The organism is Lutispora saccharofermentans (assembly GCF_024363565.1).
Taxonomy (GTDB): Bacteria; Bacillota; Clostridia; order Lutisporales; family Lutisporaceae; genus Lutispora; species Lutispora saccharofermentans.
The window spans coordinates 133,125-149,386 of sequence record NZ_JAJEKE010000009.1; the positions used below are offsets into that span (position 1 = coordinate 133,125).

General features: G+C 37.8%; 17 protein-coding genes and 1 riboswitch. Of the genes, 9 read left to right on the plus strand and 8 right to left on the minus strand.

The window, feature by feature from the left end; all coding sequences use genetic code 11:
- Positions 1–171: 171 nt before the first annotated feature.
- Positions 172–1,644 carry a Na+/H+ antiporter NhaC family protein gene (locus LJD61_RS11645; protein ID WP_255227713.1) on the plus strand — a complete coding sequence of 491 codons (1,473 nt, stop codon included), beginning with the start codon at positions 172–174 and terminating at the stop codon, positions 1,642–1,644.
- A 205-nt stretch (positions 1,645–1,849) separates the two neighbouring features.
- Here the strand turns inward: LJD61_RS11645 and LJD61_RS11650 are convergent, their stop codons facing one another.
- The 6 genes from LJD61_RS11650 to LJD61_RS11675 all read right to left on the minus strand — a co-directional run bounded on the left by LJD61_RS11650 (position 1,850) and on the right by LJD61_RS11675 (position 7,496).
- On the minus strand, positions 1,850–2,599 hold the full coding sequence (locus LJD61_RS11650; protein ID WP_255227714.1) for a 2Fe-2S iron-sulfur cluster-binding protein: 750 nt from the start codon (positions 2,597–2,599) through the stop codon (positions 1,850–1,852).
- Positions 2,596–4,398, minus strand: coding sequence for an NADH-ubiquinone oxidoreductase-F iron-sulfur binding region domain-containing protein (locus LJD61_RS11655; protein ID WP_255227715.1), 1,803 nt, complete (start codon positions 4,396–4,398; stop codon positions 2,596–2,598). Before LJD61_RS11655 ends, LJD61_RS11650 begins: the two co-directional genes overlap by 4 nt.
- The gene (nuoE, locus tag LJD61_RS11660; protein ID WP_255227716.1) at positions 4,391–4,834 is read right to left on the minus strand and encodes an NADH-quinone oxidoreductase subunit NuoE; all 444 of its coding nucleotides are present in this window, start codon (positions 4,832–4,834) and stop codon (positions 4,391–4,393) included. The genes LJD61_RS11655 and nuoE overlap by 8 nt, the downstream gene beginning before the upstream one ends.
- Positions 4,835–4,869: 35 nt before the next feature.
- A complete protein-coding gene (locus tag LJD61_RS11665) occupies positions 4,870–5,139 on the minus strand; it encodes a ubiquitin-like small modifier protein 1 (protein ID WP_255227717.1) in 270 nt (89 codons plus the stop codon).
- 66 nt (positions 5,140–5,205) lie between these two features.
- Positions 5,206–7,017 (minus strand): aldehyde ferredoxin oxidoreductase family protein, encoded by a 1,812-nt coding sequence (locus LJD61_RS11670; protein ID WP_255227718.1) that lies wholly within the window; start codon positions 7,015–7,017, stop codon positions 5,206–5,208.
- 2 nt (positions 7,018–7,019) lie between these two features.
- Complete coding sequence (locus LJD61_RS11675; protein WP_255227719.1) at positions 7,020–7,496, minus strand: 4Fe-4S dicluster domain-containing protein; 477 nt, start codon at positions 7,494–7,496, stop codon at positions 7,020–7,022.
- 77 nt (positions 7,497–7,573) lie between these two features.
- A riboswitch (molybdenum cofactor riboswitch) is annotated at positions 7,574–7,684 on the minus strand.
- 457 nt (positions 7,685–8,141) lie between these two features.
- Between LJD61_RS11675 and LJD61_RS11680 the strand changes: the two genes are divergently transcribed.
- The 3 genes from LJD61_RS11680 to LJD61_RS11690 all read left to right on the plus strand — a co-directional run bounded on the left by LJD61_RS11680 (position 8,142) and on the right by LJD61_RS11690 (position 9,340).
- Positions 8,142–8,288 carry a hypothetical protein gene (locus LJD61_RS11680; protein WP_255227720.1) on the plus strand — a complete coding sequence of 49 codons (147 nt, stop codon included), beginning with the start codon at positions 8,142–8,144 and terminating at the stop codon, positions 8,286–8,288.
- 23 nt (positions 8,289–8,311) lie between these two features.
- Positions 8,312–8,653, plus strand: a complete 342-nt coding sequence (locus tag LJD61_RS11685; RefSeq protein ID WP_255227721.1) for a GNAT family N-acetyltransferase — start codon at positions 8,312–8,314, stop codon at positions 8,651–8,653.
- 282 nt (positions 8,654–8,935) lie between these two features.
- The gene (locus LJD61_RS11690; protein ID WP_255227722.1) at positions 8,936–9,340 is read left to right on the plus strand and encodes a hypothetical protein; all 405 of its coding nucleotides are present in this window, start codon (positions 8,936–8,938) and stop codon (positions 9,338–9,340) included.
- Positions 9,341–9,694: 354 nt separating this feature from the next.
- On the opposite strand, the gene LJD61_RS11695 is transcribed toward LJD61_RS11690, so the two are convergent.
- Together LJD61_RS11695 and LJD61_RS11700 are read right to left on the minus strand one after the other, a co-directional pair.
- Positions 9,695–10,789 (minus strand): IS91 family transposase, encoded by a 1,095-nt coding sequence (locus LJD61_RS11695; RefSeq protein ID WP_255227723.1) that lies wholly within the window; start codon positions 10,787–10,789, stop codon positions 9,695–9,697.
- Positions 10,782–11,399: a tyrosine-type recombinase/integrase gene (locus LJD61_RS11700; RefSeq protein WP_255227724.1), complete on the minus strand. Its 618-nt coding sequence runs from the start codon at positions 11,397–11,399 to the stop codon at positions 10,782–10,784. The genes LJD61_RS11695 and LJD61_RS11700 overlap by 8 nt, the downstream gene beginning before the upstream one ends.
- A gap of 592 nt (positions 11,400–11,991) precedes the next feature.
- Between LJD61_RS11700 and LJD61_RS11705 the strand changes: the two genes are divergently transcribed.
- The 5 genes from LJD61_RS11705 to LJD61_RS11725 form a co-directional block, all read left to right on the plus strand.
- A complete protein-coding gene (locus tag LJD61_RS11705; protein ID WP_255227725.1) occupies positions 11,992–13,083 on the plus strand; it encodes a DUF4037 domain-containing protein in 1,092 nt (363 codons plus the stop codon).
- Between the two features lie 281 nt (positions 13,084–13,364).
- On the plus strand, positions 13,365–13,943 hold the full coding sequence (locus LJD61_RS11710) for a GerMN domain-containing protein (RefSeq protein ID WP_255227726.1): 579 nt from the start codon (positions 13,365–13,367) through the stop codon (positions 13,941–13,943).
- Between the two features lie 436 nt (positions 13,944–14,379).
- Positions 14,380–14,931, plus strand: a complete 552-nt coding sequence (locus LJD61_RS11715; protein ID WP_255227727.1) for a CPBP family intramembrane glutamic endopeptidase — start codon at positions 14,380–14,382, stop codon at positions 14,929–14,931.
- A 252-nt stretch (positions 14,932–15,183) separates the two neighbouring features.
- Positions 15,184–15,813 (plus strand): O-methyltransferase, encoded by a 630-nt coding sequence (locus LJD61_RS11720; protein WP_255227728.1) that lies wholly within the window; start codon positions 15,184–15,186, stop codon positions 15,811–15,813.
- Between the two features lie 191 nt (positions 15,814–16,004).
- The coding region (locus LJD61_RS11725; RefSeq protein WP_255227729.1) for a hypothetical protein at positions 16,005–16,262 on the plus strand (258 nt) is incomplete at its 3' end.

Here is a 16,262-nt window from a genome sequence, read left to right on the forward strand (position 1 = left end):
AATTTTTGAATACTTTGAGGAAGAAGAGTAGGTGTAAGGCGCCGTACATCTATTGATAATGAGAAAGAGGAATTCAAAAACTATTATATTAGACATATGAGTTCAGATCTTGTCATTAGGCCGAGGCTGAAAAATACTAATAATTATTATTTATTGAACGGAGGAAGTAGTATGGACGAGCAAAAGAAAAGGTTAGAATTTAGAGGAACAAATCTACTGTCACTTATCCCGCTTGTTATTTTTGTGGTATTCTGTGTAGCATTCTTCGTTGTTTTTAAAGTATTTGAAATGGAAGCTCTATGCATGGGCGGTATTATTGCTCTTATTATCGGAAGCCTTTTCTCCAAAGACTGGGCGAAATATTGGGAAGCGGTTGTTAATGGTATGGCTTCTCCAATGATGAATACACTCGCACTTATTCTTTTAGTAGTCGGAGTCTTTGCAAAGCTTATGTCAAGAGGTGGTGTTGCCCAGGGTTTCGTTTGGCTTGGTAACTCTATGGGACTTCAGGGAGGAATGTTCGTTGTATTTACATTTGTTGCCACAAGTATTATTTCTATGGCCACAGGGACATCAATAGGAACTCTTTTCTCAGGCTTTCCGATCTTATATCCCTCAGGCATCCTTTTAGGTGCCCATCCGTTATATCTTGCAGGTGCTATTCTAAGCGGTGCAATTTTTGGGGATAACGTAGCTCCTATCTCAGATACAACTATTGCATCAGCAACATCACAGAGATATTTACATAAAGAAGGAACAGCAGATATTGGCGGTGTTGTGGCAACAAGAATGAAATATGCCTTAGCGGCAGGTCTTATTGCTTGTGTATTATTCTATTTCATGGGTAATGCAGGTGAGGCTAACATTGCAGGGAAAGAAATTCTTATGCAATATATGAATCCAAAGGGTCTGATAATGTTAATTCCTGTTGTTGTTCTATTAGCAGTTGCAGTTATTAAAAGAGACATTTTCGTTGCTATTACATGGGGTATTATTTCAGGTACAGTTATAGGTCTTGTAACGGGAATTATAGGATTTAAAGATATTATTTCTGTTGAAAACGGAGCATTGCAGGGTTTTGCTATTGACGGTATTAAAAATATGCTTGGTACAGTTGGCTATCTTTATGCAGTTGCAGGTATAATGGGTGTACTAAATGAAAGCGGTACCATGGATAAGATTATTGAAGGACTTTTAGACAGCAAGTTTAACAATACTGTTATAGGTTCAGAGTTTATTATGGGCATCGGTATCATGGTATCTTCTGTATGTCTTGGTGCAGCTAACGGACCTGCAATAATCATGTTCGGACCTATTGCAGATAAAATCGGCCAGTCAAGAGAACTTCATCCATACAGAAGAGCTAATCTTCTTGACGGTTTTGCAAGTACATTACCAGTTATAATTCCTTTTACAAGCTCTTTCATATTTATTGTTATAACTTGTGTAAATGGGCTTATGACTGATTATAGCTTCATTAAAGCTATTAACCCAATGCAACTTTCGTTTGCTTCATTTCACTGCATAGCTTTATTCTTTGTGCTTGTATTTTCAGTTATTACAGGATGGGGACGTGAATATGAGGGTTCAAGAGGTGAAGCTATAAAGAAGCAGCAACAATTGTCAAATGGTGTTAATATTTAACACTGAATGAAGTCTCGTTCAACGTTCTATATAAGATTTCTATATTTGTATATCACCACTTTTTATAAAGAATAGCTTATTACTATAGACTAGACACTTTTAAAGAGTGCCTAGTCTATAGCTTTTTCCTTAAGCCGATATTTTTAAGCCTTAAAGCTTAGTGGATATTATATTAGGCACTTTAATAATTATAGGAATTAGTTAATTATGTTGTCCTCTCATATATATCTCTAAACTTTTCACCAGTCACTGCTTTTTTGCAGCTCTGGCATAAGACTTCTCCACAGTCTGCCCCCAGTTTTTTACGATTATATTCGAGCTGTTCTTCGGTGGTAAAGGGCTTGCCGCATTTTTCACATCTGACGAGCCGGAAGGCTTTATTCCATATTGTTCTTATCCCGCCGCTTTCTTCAAGCTTTATGGCATCGGTGGGGCATACATAAGCACAGGAGCCGCAGCCTATACATTGAGCAGAAGGTTCATCATAAGGTGTAGATACCTTTTTGGTCACGCCTCTGTTTACTGTGGATATGGCACTGCTGCCCAGCTCTTCACAGGCTTTGACGCATAATCCGCAGAGTATGCAGTGTTCCTCTGTGTTACCGGAAAATTTTATATTATCCGGAACTCCGTATTCTTTGCGCAGCCTGTTTATGGTTTCATCCTCAGGAGCCCTTGCATAAAGGAGCATGAGAAGATTCTTCCTTATGGATTTAATCTTGTCTGAATGAGTAAATACTTCTATTTCACTTTTTACCGGATATATGCAGGAAGCGACAACATTGCTTCTGCCTCTGTCCGTTACCTCTACTACGCATAATCTGCAGCTTCCAAGGCCGGGCAGGGCATCACTATGACATAATGTAGGTATGAAAATATTGTTTCTCCTTGCGATTTGAAGCAGCATTTCCCCTTTTTGGGCTTCGCATGCTATACCATCTATAGTAATCTTCATGCCCGCACCTCCTTTTTGACCCTTACCGCATTGAATTTGCAATTATCTATACAGTTGCCGCATTTTACACAGCAGGCTTCATCCAAGCGATGCGCCTTCCCTCTCTCACCGGATATGGCTGAAGCCGGGCAATTCTTTGCACAGACTCCGCAGCCTTTGCACAGCTTTTCATCGATCTCATAAGCTGTGAGATCGGGACACACTCCTGCAGGGCATCTTTTTTCGTTTATATGAGCCAGATATTCATCCTTGAAATACTTTAATGTGGTCAGCACAGGATTAGGAGCTGTTTTTCCCAATCCACAGAGGGAAGCCTCCTCTACAGTATGGCACAAGCTTTCCAATAGCTCCAAATCCTCCTCGCTGCCTTTGCCGCTGCAGATATCCGAGAGAAGCTCAAGCATCCTCTTTATGCCCTCTCGGCAGGCAACGCATTTGCCGCAGGATTCCTCGGATAGAAAGTTGAGATAATATCTTGCCACATCCACCATGCAAGTCCTCTCATCCATGACTATTATGCCGCCTGAGCCCATCATGGAGCCGGCATCCTTCAATGTATCAAAGTCCACAGGAAGATCAAGGAGATTTTCCGGTATGCAGCCTCCCGAAGGACCGCCGCTTTGAACAGCTTTAAATCTCTTGTCTCCGATTACTCCTCCGCCAATTTTAAATACAAGCTCCCTCAGTGTTGTACCCATAGGAATTTCCACAAGCCCCGTATTCTTTACCTTGCCTACCAACGAAAATACCTTTGTGCCCTTGCTGCTTGTGCCTATGGAGCTGAACCACTCAGAGCCCTTAGTTATTATCTCGGAGATATTTGCCCAGGTCTCCACGTTATTGAGCACCGTAGGCTGTCCCCACAGTCCCTTCTCTACAGAATGTATATATTTGGCCCTGGGCTCGCCTATATTACCTTCTATGGATTGCATGAGTGCGGTGGATTCACCGCATACAAAGGCACCGCCGCCCCTTACTATCTGTATATCAAAGTCAAAGCCGCTGCTCATTATGTTTTTGCCTAAGTAACCTCTCTCTTTGACCTGCTTAATGGCAGTATCCATATTTTTTAAAGCCAGTGAATACTCATCTCTGATGTATATAAATCCATTGTTTGATTTGATGGAATAGGCGCATATGGTCATGCCCTCTATAACAGTATTGGGGTCGCCTTCCATTATACTCCTGTCCATGAAAGCTCCGGGATCGCCTTCATCACCATTGCATATGACGTACTTTGGGAAGCTGTCTATACTGTCACATTGTCTCCATTTACGGCCGGTAGGGAAGCCTCCGCCGCCTCTGCCGCGCAATCCGGACCTCTCTACTTCGGATATTACCTCCTCAGGAGTCATTTGAAAGAGTACCTTGCGCAGCGCTTCATATCCGCCGCGCTCTATATAATCATCTATATTTACAGGGTCGATTTCACCTATATTTCTAAGAGCTATTTTCTGCTGGGATTTATAAAAATCAGTTTCCTTATGGGAGATTACTTTTTTACCCTTTGCAGTATCAAAGATCAAAAGCCTGTCTATTATCTCGCCATTAATCAAAGTCTTTGTGACTATTTCCTCTGCATCACGAGCCTTAACCTTGCTGTAGCAAATATCATCAGGCTGAATTTTCACCAAGGGTCCCTTTTCACATAATCCGTTGCAGCCGGTAGCCTTTACAGTGGTCTTGACTTCAGCATCAGCTTCATATTTAGCTATAAGTTTTTTTAACTCCTCATATACCTCCATACTGTTGTTCGCCAGGCATCCGGTACCGCAGCAGACATAAACAGTTCTATTCATCGTCTGCACCCCCGTATCCCTTAAGAATTTCTCTGACCATGGAAGAGGTAAGCTTGCCATAGTACTTATCATTTATCACCATTACGGGAGCTATAGCACAAGAACCCAGGCAGTTCACGGTTTCTAAAGAAAACCTTCCGTCCTTGGTGGTCTCTCCTGGTTTTATACCCAAGGTGTTTTCTATCTCATCCAATAAGCTTTTGGACGATCTGATATGGCATGCAGTCCCGTCGCAAACCTTTATGATGTTTTTACCCTTGGGCTTAAGACTTAGTGCCTTGTAAAAGGTAGCCATGCTGTACAGCTTTGAAAGAGGGATGCTCAAATATTCGGAAAGCTCAATAAGCTTTTCTTTGGGGATATAATTATACTCCTTTTGCAGATCCTGCAGTATTGATAGTGTATATCTTTGTTCCTTTGGATATTTATCAAACAAAATGCATCACCGCCCCATATTTTAAGTATTTAACATCAACCCCCGGCGACTATCGGGAATATGCTTATTTCATCCTCAGGGCTGAGAAAGGTGTCAAGTCCCTGGAGATGTACTATGTTTCTGCCGTTGACCAAAATAATTATCTCGCTGCTGAGAAAGCTGTCTTTAAAGATTTTGCTTTCAAATCTTGCACCATGCTTTTTGCACAGCTTAATGAGAAGCTCATATAATGTATCACAGTGCTCTATCTGAATCTCCTTCGTGCCCGTATAATCTCTTATATACGCAAAGTACTTTACTTTCATGAAAAATCCGCCCTTACATTATTTATTAGGCTGCCGGAGGTATAACAGCCGACAGCCTAAAGCTACTTACTTATATTTGATTGCCAACTCTTTCAGCTTTTCTTCCGTTGGTACGCTGTCTTCTCCCCAGCCTCTTACCTCATAATATTCCTTTAGCATAACATCCAGCTCATTAACTTTGCCTTTTGCAGGTCCCGAAGGAAGGGGTTCTTTAAGAAGTCTTTCAGGAAGCGTATCGTCCTCTTTTGTAAAGCCTGCTTCCAGATTAAAGAGTTTTTCCAGATTCCATATTCTTTCACCTATCTGCAATATTTCAGCATCTGAGCATTCCCAGCCCAAAGCTGTTCTAATCATTTCGGCTATTTCGGGAAGCCCTATACCAAAGGTGGTGAAAAGACATATGCCTGCAGAATCAACTACTGCCGTTAAATCCTGGAATGTCTTTAACCATGGAGCCTTATCGGTTGTTACTAAAGGATCAAGCTTAGCCGGTATTCCCAGTACCTCAGGGGATGTAAGATACCCTCTTACATGGCAGCCGCCGCGGTTTGAAGTAGCATATTCAAGGCCCATACCCTGTACTCCTCTGCCGTCATAAGCGGGCATTTCCTGCTTCTTGACGGACATTGAAAGCTCCGGATGACCATAAAGCTCTGCCATTCTATAGGAGCCCATAGCCATTGTATCACCAAAGCCCTCTCTGTTGCCTGTCATTCTGGTAAACTCTACGATTCCTTCATCATCTCCGAAAGTAAGATCTCTCCCCAGCTCTTCTCTGGTCAATATTCCTTTGTCATACAACTCCATTGCACAGGCTATAGTGGAGCCCATGGTTATGGGGTCAATGCCTAATTCATTGCATATGAAATTTGCCTTGCATATGGCTTCCAGGTTCCTGACACCACAATCTGCTCCGTAAGACCAGCCTGCTTCATACTCAGGTCCCTCGCCAAAGCTCTTAAACTTGCCATCGGGTATTCTTGTTACTCTGCCGCAGCCCATATTGCAGCCGAAGCAGCCCTTATTTCTAATCAAATATTTTTCTGTCAAGGTTTCTCCTGCTGTTTCGTCTGCATGCTCAAATATTCCGCCGTCTCTCCAGTTCCTTGTAGGAAGAGCACCGCTTTGGTTTAATATATTGACAAGAACCTCAGTTCCATAGGCAGCTAAGCCTGCGCCTGTAACAGTATGATCCTTCAGCATCTTTCTGCTCTTCTTGCAAATTTCCAGGAATTCCTTGGGCTTTGCAACCTCTACTGATTTCGAACCCTTTACCGTTACTGCTTTAAGATTCTTTGAGCCCATTACAGCACCGAGACCGGATCTTCCTGCGGCTCTGTGCTTGTCATTCATTACTGTTGCAAACAAAACCAGCTTTTCTCCACCAGGGCCTATACAAGCAACTCTTGCATCATCTCCCACTTCACCTAGCAGTGTATCGGTAGTTTCTAGAACATTTTTACCCCAAAGATGCTCTGCATCTCTTAGCTCAACTTCATCATCGTTTATATATAGATAAACGGGTTTTTCTGATTTTCCTTCAAATATGATTCCGTCATAACCGGCATATTTGAGTTCAGGACCAAAGTGTCCACCGGAATTGGAAGCACCTATAGTACCTGTCAGGGGAGCCTTGGCAACTACTTCATATCTGCCTGCAGAAGTAGCTAAAGTACCTGTCAGGGGACCTGTCATGAATATGAGCTTGTTATCGGAGCTGAAAGGCTCAACCTTTGGATCAACTTCATTCATAAAATATTTAGTGCCCAAGCCTCTGGCACCCAGATATTTCTTGGCATCCTCCAGATTAAGATTTTCTTTTTTAATAGTTTTGTCAGTCAAATTTACTCTGAGAAGTTTTCCTGTAAATCCTAACATTATTACTCCACCTCCCCAAACAAATCCTTGAATCTTTCGCCAATCTTCCTCTTTTTATTTAGATTTGCAGGTGTAGCTTCTTTGTACTGAATTGCTCCGGAGGGGCAGAATTCTGCGCACTGAGGATTCCCTCCGCACAAGTCGCATTTGATTAGTTTTTTCTCTTTCGGACTATAGGTGATGTTGCCGAGAGGACATGCGCTTATGCACATTTTACAGCCGATACATTTTTGAACGTCGATTATGACTGCATCATTTTCTGCCTTTACTATTGCTCCTACAGGACAAACTTTCATACAGGAAGGATCTTCGCACTGCATACACATTATTGGCACTGCTATGGCAGCTTCATCATAAGCCAGTACAGATACAGCCGCTTGTTTCGGATTAAACTCTTCCATCCTGTTGAAGGAGCAGATCAGCTCGCAGGTTCTGCAGCCAATGCACTTTTCCGGAGAAATCATTAATACTTTGCTCAATCCTTTACTGGACGCCGCACGGACGCCAGTTCCACCTCCTTTATTTAATTAAAAAAGCCCACCTGTTTTTGCACAAACTGCAATACAGATGGACTCCTTTGCACATCGGCAGGTATGGGCATTTCTCCCCATGCCCTATCGTTCCAAAAACCTTGACCGGTCATATGGAATCGGAGTCGATATGAAATTTATAAGATATACATTTAATTTACTTATTCTACATGTATTAAACAACTCCTTCTAATATGACGAAAAACACAAAATATTTGCATAATTTATTTTGAAGGTTTTATATGGAGAATATATGGCTAGGGAATGGTCACAAAATTAGTAATAATATGTAGAAAAATCCAAATGTGTATGGTAAAGTTTAGGTAGGTGATTAGAACAATGGAAGTGGTGTATTTGTATATATAACCAGATTATGGATGAGCAGGCAAACAGGTAAGCCAAGGCTTTAGTCTACAGGTGGTATTCACGAAACAAAAGGTTCGTAAATGCCATAGTTACCTGATATCGGGGGCGGAGACGCGCCGTCCATGGCGCGAGTTGTCAGGGAAAGTCTTTGGAGAGAGAATAGGTTGGTGCAGCGTTAAGTTTGAAAATGTTAATTAAGAATTATTTAATAGCGTACTGGAGGCTTATATGATTATACGACAAGAAGAACCTACCGATTACGACGAAGTTTATGAACTTGTGAAGAAGTCTTTTGCTACATCAACTAATGAAGGCGAATGGGACTATTTGAATGAGGTACGAAAAAAGATACCTTTATACCAGAACTTTCATTAGTTGTAGAAAATGATGATGGAAAATTGATAGGGCAGATTGTTTTATATAAAACAAACATTACTACATCTAATAATGTTTATACGGAACTTTTGCTGTCTCCAATAAGTGTTCATCCGGATTTTTTTCGTAGAGGAATTGCTCGCGCAATGATGACGGAAGCTTTTCGAATTGCGAAGGATATGGGATTTACATCTATTTTCCTTTGTGGTAATCCAGACTTTTATCATAAGTTTGGTTTTAAGGGATCTTACGAATATGAGATATTCCATATTGCTGACAAGACAGAAAAAGCTGAGTGGTGCATGGCTCTTGAATTGATACCTGGTGCATTGACGAGAAAAGCTGGAACTATTAACATACAATAATTTATATATTTTGATAAGGGAGGGATCTGTGAGATTTAAGGCCGCAGCGTCCGTGCTGCTCTTGCTCCGCGGGGCCCCTGACATCAGGTAACAACACATCTCCACAAGGGCGCGAAGAGCTGAAGCAAGAAGTAGGCGAGCCATATTGCTTCACCGGGTGCGAGCACCGCCAAGGGGTATTCCTTATATATCCGGTTCAGCAACATTGGAGATGCGAGAACGTTATAGGAAATCAGCGAAAACTATAATAATTAAAAAAAACATCAAAATCATGGAGGATCAATGAAAAAATTTTATATTGCTTCAAGTCTTAAGAATATAGAAACTGTGCGATTTGTAAGTGAGAGCTTAATAAATGAGGGATTTATTCATACATATGATTGGACATTAAATGACAATATTACTTCAATTGATCAACTCAAAGATATAGGGAATAAGGAATTAGATGCAGTATTGAAGTCGGATTTTATTGTGGTTTTATTCCCAGCAGGCAAAGGCAGTCATGTTGAATTAGGTATTGCGCTTGGAAATGGGATTAAAGCATATTTGTATTCTAAGAATGATGAAATAAATGACCTTGAAACGACGAGTACATTTTATCATTTAGACGGGGTCTGCAAATGCAAGGGAACAATAGAGGAATTAATTCAAACCGTATTGAAAGATCAAAAAACGAAAAAGAATTAAAAGACATCTATTAAGTATTTCAAAGAAGTCGCTGACATCCTATAACAAATAAGAGATTTATGATGTTTATAAAGCAAAAAAGGGTCTGTACACTGAAAAATGTAAGACCCTGTAACTGGTAATATGCAATAAACTAAAACATCATGAATCTCGGGTTGTACTGAACCACCCGGTTTGTAGCATATATGGGAATTCAATCTTTTCTTCTGCAGCAGCAATGATAAAAAACTTAGATACATATACAAAAATCACCATTAAAGCAAAGTATCATATTCTTAAAAAGAGCGTTTAGAACATAGCTTCCCCCTCCCCAATAAAGAGGCAAGACTGCAAATATATTAAATTCATTGATAACTATGATGGTACCAAAACCTTTTCTGCCTTATACATAAGAGGACAACCGCAAATAGGACATAAAGAAACGGGTCTTTCTAGTTTTGGTATGTATGGTTTTTGCTTTAAAATAATCATATACCGTACTAATTTTTTGGATATATTTCTGCTGCTTAATACTCCATAATGCCTGATTTTAGTAAAGCCTAAAGGCAAAACATGAAGTAAAAATCTGCGGATAAACTCTGTTCCACTTAGCCTCATCAATTTCTTTCTATATTTATCCTTGTAATCCTTATACTCAAAAGTCACATGAGTACCATCAAAATCCAATATCCTGGAATCGGAAATAGCAACTCTATGAGTATATCTGCCAAGATATTTGACAACATGGAATGGAGTTTTAAAAGGCTTCTTAGAATAAACTACCCAATCCTCTTTATACAGACTATCCTTGAAAACTGAGAAGTTCTCATAAAAGGCAAGATCCAGATTATCATTAAAAAATTGAAGATGTCCTTCTTTAAAGGCTTTATCTAAAAAATATAGAAACTTACCTCTGAACTTACGAGAAATGACACTAACGGGGATAAAAAACTTTTTACCGGATTTAGCAAACCTGAAACCATCAAAAGATAAACCACCGCCAGGTACAGTACAATGCAAATGAGGATGAAAAGAAAGATTTTGTCCCCAAGTATGAAGAACTGATGTAATACCAATCTGAGCACCAAGATATTTTTTATCTGCTGCAAGCTCTTTTAAAGTATCAGCAGCAGACTTAATGAGAATATCATATAGAAATTCCTGGTTTTGGAGTATAATGGAATTAAGCTCATGGGGCAGGGTAAAGACAATATGAAAGTAACCAACAGGTAGAAGCTTTGCGAGTTGCTTTTCTACCCATTCATATTGTTTAGCCCCCTGACAAATGGGACAATGCCTATTACGACAGGAATTATATAAAATGGCAGTATGCTCACAATTATTACAATGACTAATATGAGCACCCAATAGAGGAGTGCGGCAATTTTTAATAGAATGAAAAGCTTTTCTTTGTACAGGAGACATATTAGGCATATTGAAGGAATTAAAGATATGCTGAATTTTAGACATCGATGTTTCCTCCATCAAAAGGACTCTTTACAGACAAAATTCTATTAGTAGAAAGATGAAGATAAACACAAGTAGTATTAATATTACTATGACCCATAAGAATTTGAATAGTCCTAAGATCCGTATTGTTTTCTAGAAGATGAGTAGCAAAGCTATGTCTGAGAGTATGAACAGAAGCAGGTTTTAGAATACCCGCATTCTCCTTAGCAGATTTAAAGGCAGCTTGGATTTGTCTTGGAGCAAGAGGTTTATCAGGAGTAATACCGGGGAACAAAAAATCAGTAGGCCTGTATAACTTGTAGTAATGCCTTAGCATACTAAGATTTTTTTCACCTAAGATAGAAAATCTGTCTTTATTGCCTTTACCGTTATTGATTTTGATACGCATATTGGCAGAATCAATATCACTGATTTTAAGATTGAGAACCTCACTGATTCTAAGACCGGCAGAATAAGCAGTAACTAAAATAGTCTTATGCTTAAAATTATTAATATGAGAAAGAATAGAGCCAATCTCAGCAATAGATAAAACAGAAGGAAGCTTTTTTAACTTTTTAGGACGGATAATGACGTTATCAGACCAATTACGATTAAGAACAGAGTTGAACATGACTTTAAAAGCATTACAAGCAATGTCAACATTGCTGTAGCTGATGCCGCTTTTGATACGGTGGTGGAGGAATTACTTGATTTCATCAGGAGAAATGAGGGGAGAAGACTTGCCACAATAGTTTTCCAGCAATCTTATCTGACAAAGATAATGTTTTTGAGTAGAAGGTGCATAAGTACGAAGTTCCATTTCGTACTGCATCTTTTGAATATGATTTTCCATGTAGAATCATCCTTTCTGAAATAATATTTACAGTAAAGATGATATCTGATTATGGATAAAAGGGAAACTTTCGAGACAAGGGCCACCGCAAAGCGGTTTAGTGCAACAAGACATCTGCGCAAGGGGTGCGTAAAGCAGAAGCATGTAGAAAGGTTATGCTGTACGAGCATGAAGAAGGCGCACCCACATCCGAGCCACTAAGTCGAAGTGTCACTAAGTGGCTCGGACGTCGCAGATGCGAGAACGTTATATAAAATGGCGATATCGGAGTTGTTCTTTGGGGTCTTGTTTGATAAAAAAGCGGGATATTATGCAACAGTTTAAAATGTTAATAAACTAATAAATAATAGTGATATAAGAGGAATGAATAATGAAAGGATTAGATTTGTGCAGGACATATTACAATGACATTATAAAACCTATTATAAATAGGTATATTGATTTTATTGAAGATGAACATGCTTCTGCTTTAATTGGTTGGGGGTCAGAGGTTTTAGGTAACGATGATGAACTATCTAAAGACCATGAGTGGGGACCTAGATGTATAATTTTTTTGACAGAGCAGTTAAAGCAATATAAAGATAGGATATATGAAATCTTAAATACTGAAATCCCACCTACATTTATGGGCTACCCTACACGTTTTGTAGTGGATGAAAAATATATGGGAGTAAGGAGTCCTTCAATTGATAGAACTGGAGATGTACATATAGAAATTACTACTTGCGAAGAATATTTAAACTCTAATCTTGGAATAACTGTTCCTAAAAATGATTTTCAATGGTTGAACATACCTGAAAATCGTCTATTAGAACTAACAAATGGTGAAATATTTTTTGATGGATTTGGTGAACTTACAAAGTTAAGAAAGATTTATAGTGATTACTATCCCGATAATATTTGGAAGTATAGACTTGCATATGCATGGCAATCATTGGGCTGGGATATTGATTTAATTGGATTATGTGATGATAGAGGAGATTTTTTATCAGCAAGACATTGTTTGAGTGAAAGCATAAGTAGAATAATAAAGATAGCATTTCTATTAAATAGAAAGTATGCACCATCATACGCTAAATGGATTCATCGCGAATTTTATAAACTTCCTTATTTGTCAAAAGAAATTGGCCCTATTATAGAAAATTGTTATATAGAAAATGATTTGAAGCTAGTAACAAAAAAACTATTGGAAATCTGTAATATGTTAATTGAATATGAAAATTCTTTAGGAAGTTTACCTAAACTAAAAAACAAGATAAATTATTTTTCCAGAGGATATTCAGATACTGATTTTCAATACATTGCAGAACAAATATATGATACTATAGATGGACAATTAAAAAGTATACCAATAGAGGGAGCATTAGACCAATGGATTTCCAATCAAGATTTTTTAATAGATACTAATAAAATGAAATTATTATCAATAATTTACAAATATAATTTAGACAATCCCAACTAGAGTATGAATATTAGCACAGAGTGTTTATATTATGGGAAGGATTGTAGGGGAAAAGATGTCGCCACTTCTTATAACTGCAAGGGTGCGGAAGGAAAGTCTCTGGAGCAAAGCCACACTACACTTGCGACCCTAAGAGACGTCGCTCTAAGGGTCCCGGTGTCAGGAAAATGTTAGTGGAAATCACTAAGCAACTTTTTTCTGGGTTGAAAAGTATATACGAAGAGCTTAAGACGGATTAGTAGAATAGTATTTATTTAGATAATTAACGAAAGGAGGATGAAATGGGGAAATTTGATTTAAGACGTAGAGACTATGTTAGTTTACTTATTATTTTATTACTGGGATATTACGGTATGCATCTTAATGCTCAATTAAAGGCTATAGAAAATAATGTGGTTGAAAGTGATTTTAATACCGAAGATCAAACCGAAGAAGGGAAAAATATTAACGATTTTATTACTTTATATTTTTCAGGCCCTAATGCAGAATATCTAATTGGAGAAAAAAGAAACATTAAAGATATTTCGCCCAAAAGGGCTATACAAGCATTAATAGAGGGACCAAAAAGCAAAAATTTATGGAGAACACTGCCACCCGAATTGGAGGTTTCAGGTGTATCGGTTAAAGATGATATAGCATATGTATATATCCACGAAAGTGTTCCTTTGAGCAGACATGGTAATTATGGGTCAAGCACATCAACAACATATATTATTAACTCCATAAGTGCCACACTCATTTTACATGAGCCATTTGGCATCAAGAAAGTTAAATTAGAGGGAGACATAAATGACCTTTTAGTTGATGCAGTAAAGGATATACCATATGGTGTAGACATGAATCTAATAAAAGAAGAATAGTACCTTTTGTTGAACATTATTCATTTATTGTTTATCAAAACATTTTTAATTAGTGAGGATCTAAGGATAGCAGGACTTCCACTAACACAGCATGACCGTTTGTGCTGGAGGGACGAGCTATGGAGTAGAGCCAACACACATGCTCTCACCAAGATAAGAGCTATCTAAGGCTCAGGCATGTCGTTCATGCGAGAACATTAAGTAACACCCCAATACCGGAGTGGGATTCTGAGAGTAATTTATTTTGATATATTCAAACTAAATGCCAATGAGATTATTTGAAACAAAGATTATCGATATTTAGAGAAAGGGTGAGAATTTGACTCCATATACAATTACCATTAAAAATACTATTGTTTGGATAACTATATACTTTACAACATGTGGTATACTTCCTACTGTGCTAAACATAAAGCTATGGAGAAATTTAGGAAGTATGAATTCTATTTGGGTAAATCTTTTAGCTTTAATTGTTTCTAATAGTGTATTTCTTTTTTACTTAATAAAGAAATACCAATTTAAGGTGAGTATTTTTAATAATACAACGATAAATGGAATATTATTGGCAATTAGCTGTTCAATTTTGTTTTTCTTTTTGCTAGATAAATTTTTAGATCCTTTTTTTGATAGCATTTTTATTATTAGTGCAGGTAGATATCAGGAAACAATTTTGGAATTGCAACAAGCACCAATTGCAAATTTTATTCGTATTTGCTTGCTTGCTCCAATAGTAGAAGAAATACTGATGAGGGGTTTTATATTGAATTCCTTACAAAACAAATATGGTATGGTTATCGCACTTCTAGTTTCATCCCTTTTATTTGCTATACTTCACTTTAATTTTGTACAAACACTATCGGCGGTAATTTGTGGTTTGATATTAGGATTGTTATATATAAATACAGGTTCATTGTTTTGTTGCATTTTAGCTCATTCTTTGTATAATGGCATTTCGTTTTTTACAAGTGTTTTAAATTTTAGATTGTGATGGGTGTAAAATGTAATTAGAGTTTATTATATGCTATATATAATAAAGCACCTGCCATATGAGAACGAGACGCATTTGGGGCATCACATAACACGAATATTCCTGTAAGGGTGCGGAGGGAAAGTCTCTGAAGTATGGCAGCACCACACCTGCAACCCTAAGAGGCGTTGCTCTAAGGGTCTAGGTGTCGGGAATGAGAGACGTTAGAGGATATTACAATAATAGAATATTTAAGAAAAGGGGCTAAATAATATGGATTTTTTAAAAGTAAACAACTATATAGAAGAATTATACAGTAGTACAAACAAAATTAATAGAAAAACTTATCAGGATATGACAGAACTAAAAGATTTTATTCCAGTAGTGGATGATGATGTAGCAAGATATTTAAAAATATTAATTATGATAAAGCGTCCAAAAAGAATTCTTGAAATTGGTACAAGCATAGGATATTCTACAACCTCAATGGCAACAGCCGTTAAATCTTTTGGTGGGAAAATTACAACTGTCGAATACGATGAAAAGGTTGCAAAACAAGCAAAGGACAACTTTGAAAGGGCTGGTATATCAGATTATATTGAGATATTGATTGGTGATGCAAAAGAAATAGTTCCCGAATTAGAAGGTGGTTATGATTTAATATTTCAGGATGCAGATAAAAGACTTTATCCAGAATTATACAAAGAATGTATAAGGCTATTAAATCCTGATGGAATTTTTATTGCAGAGGATACATTATTTCCAGTTATAGATTTAGATGAAAAATGGCATTACCTAATACCATCGATTGAGGAGTTTAATAAACTTGTGGTTAATGACTCAAGAGTAGATAGTACAATCATTCCTATTGGGGATGGTGTAACAGTAATTATAAAAAAATAATCCAACGTCCTCTAACAACGCATTAGAGTTCGTTGATGGAGCAACGCTTTTGAGATAGGACATCGCAACACATCCACTCAGCAAGCGCAGTTGCGCTAAGCTTCATGGGCGTCTCTAATGCAACAACGTTATACAAAATATTTCACCCGCGATAAACCTTAAAGATGAATGATAAAAAAGAGGAGAATAGAATGAAGGTAGATTACTCATATATAGATACTTTTTTAAAAGTTATAGATGGGACTACAGATATTAAAGAGCTAGCAAATAATGTTGGATTTCAAACAATCATATCTCACGCAAAAGTAACAGGAAATGATTTTGATTTAAAGACCATTGATGAAGCTGTAAAAGGCATAAATAATAAAGCTTATGGCTTAACAAATGTAATAAAGAATGTTGATGCTATAAAAGATGTATATAGAGATTTAAGATTTCATGAAAAAGAG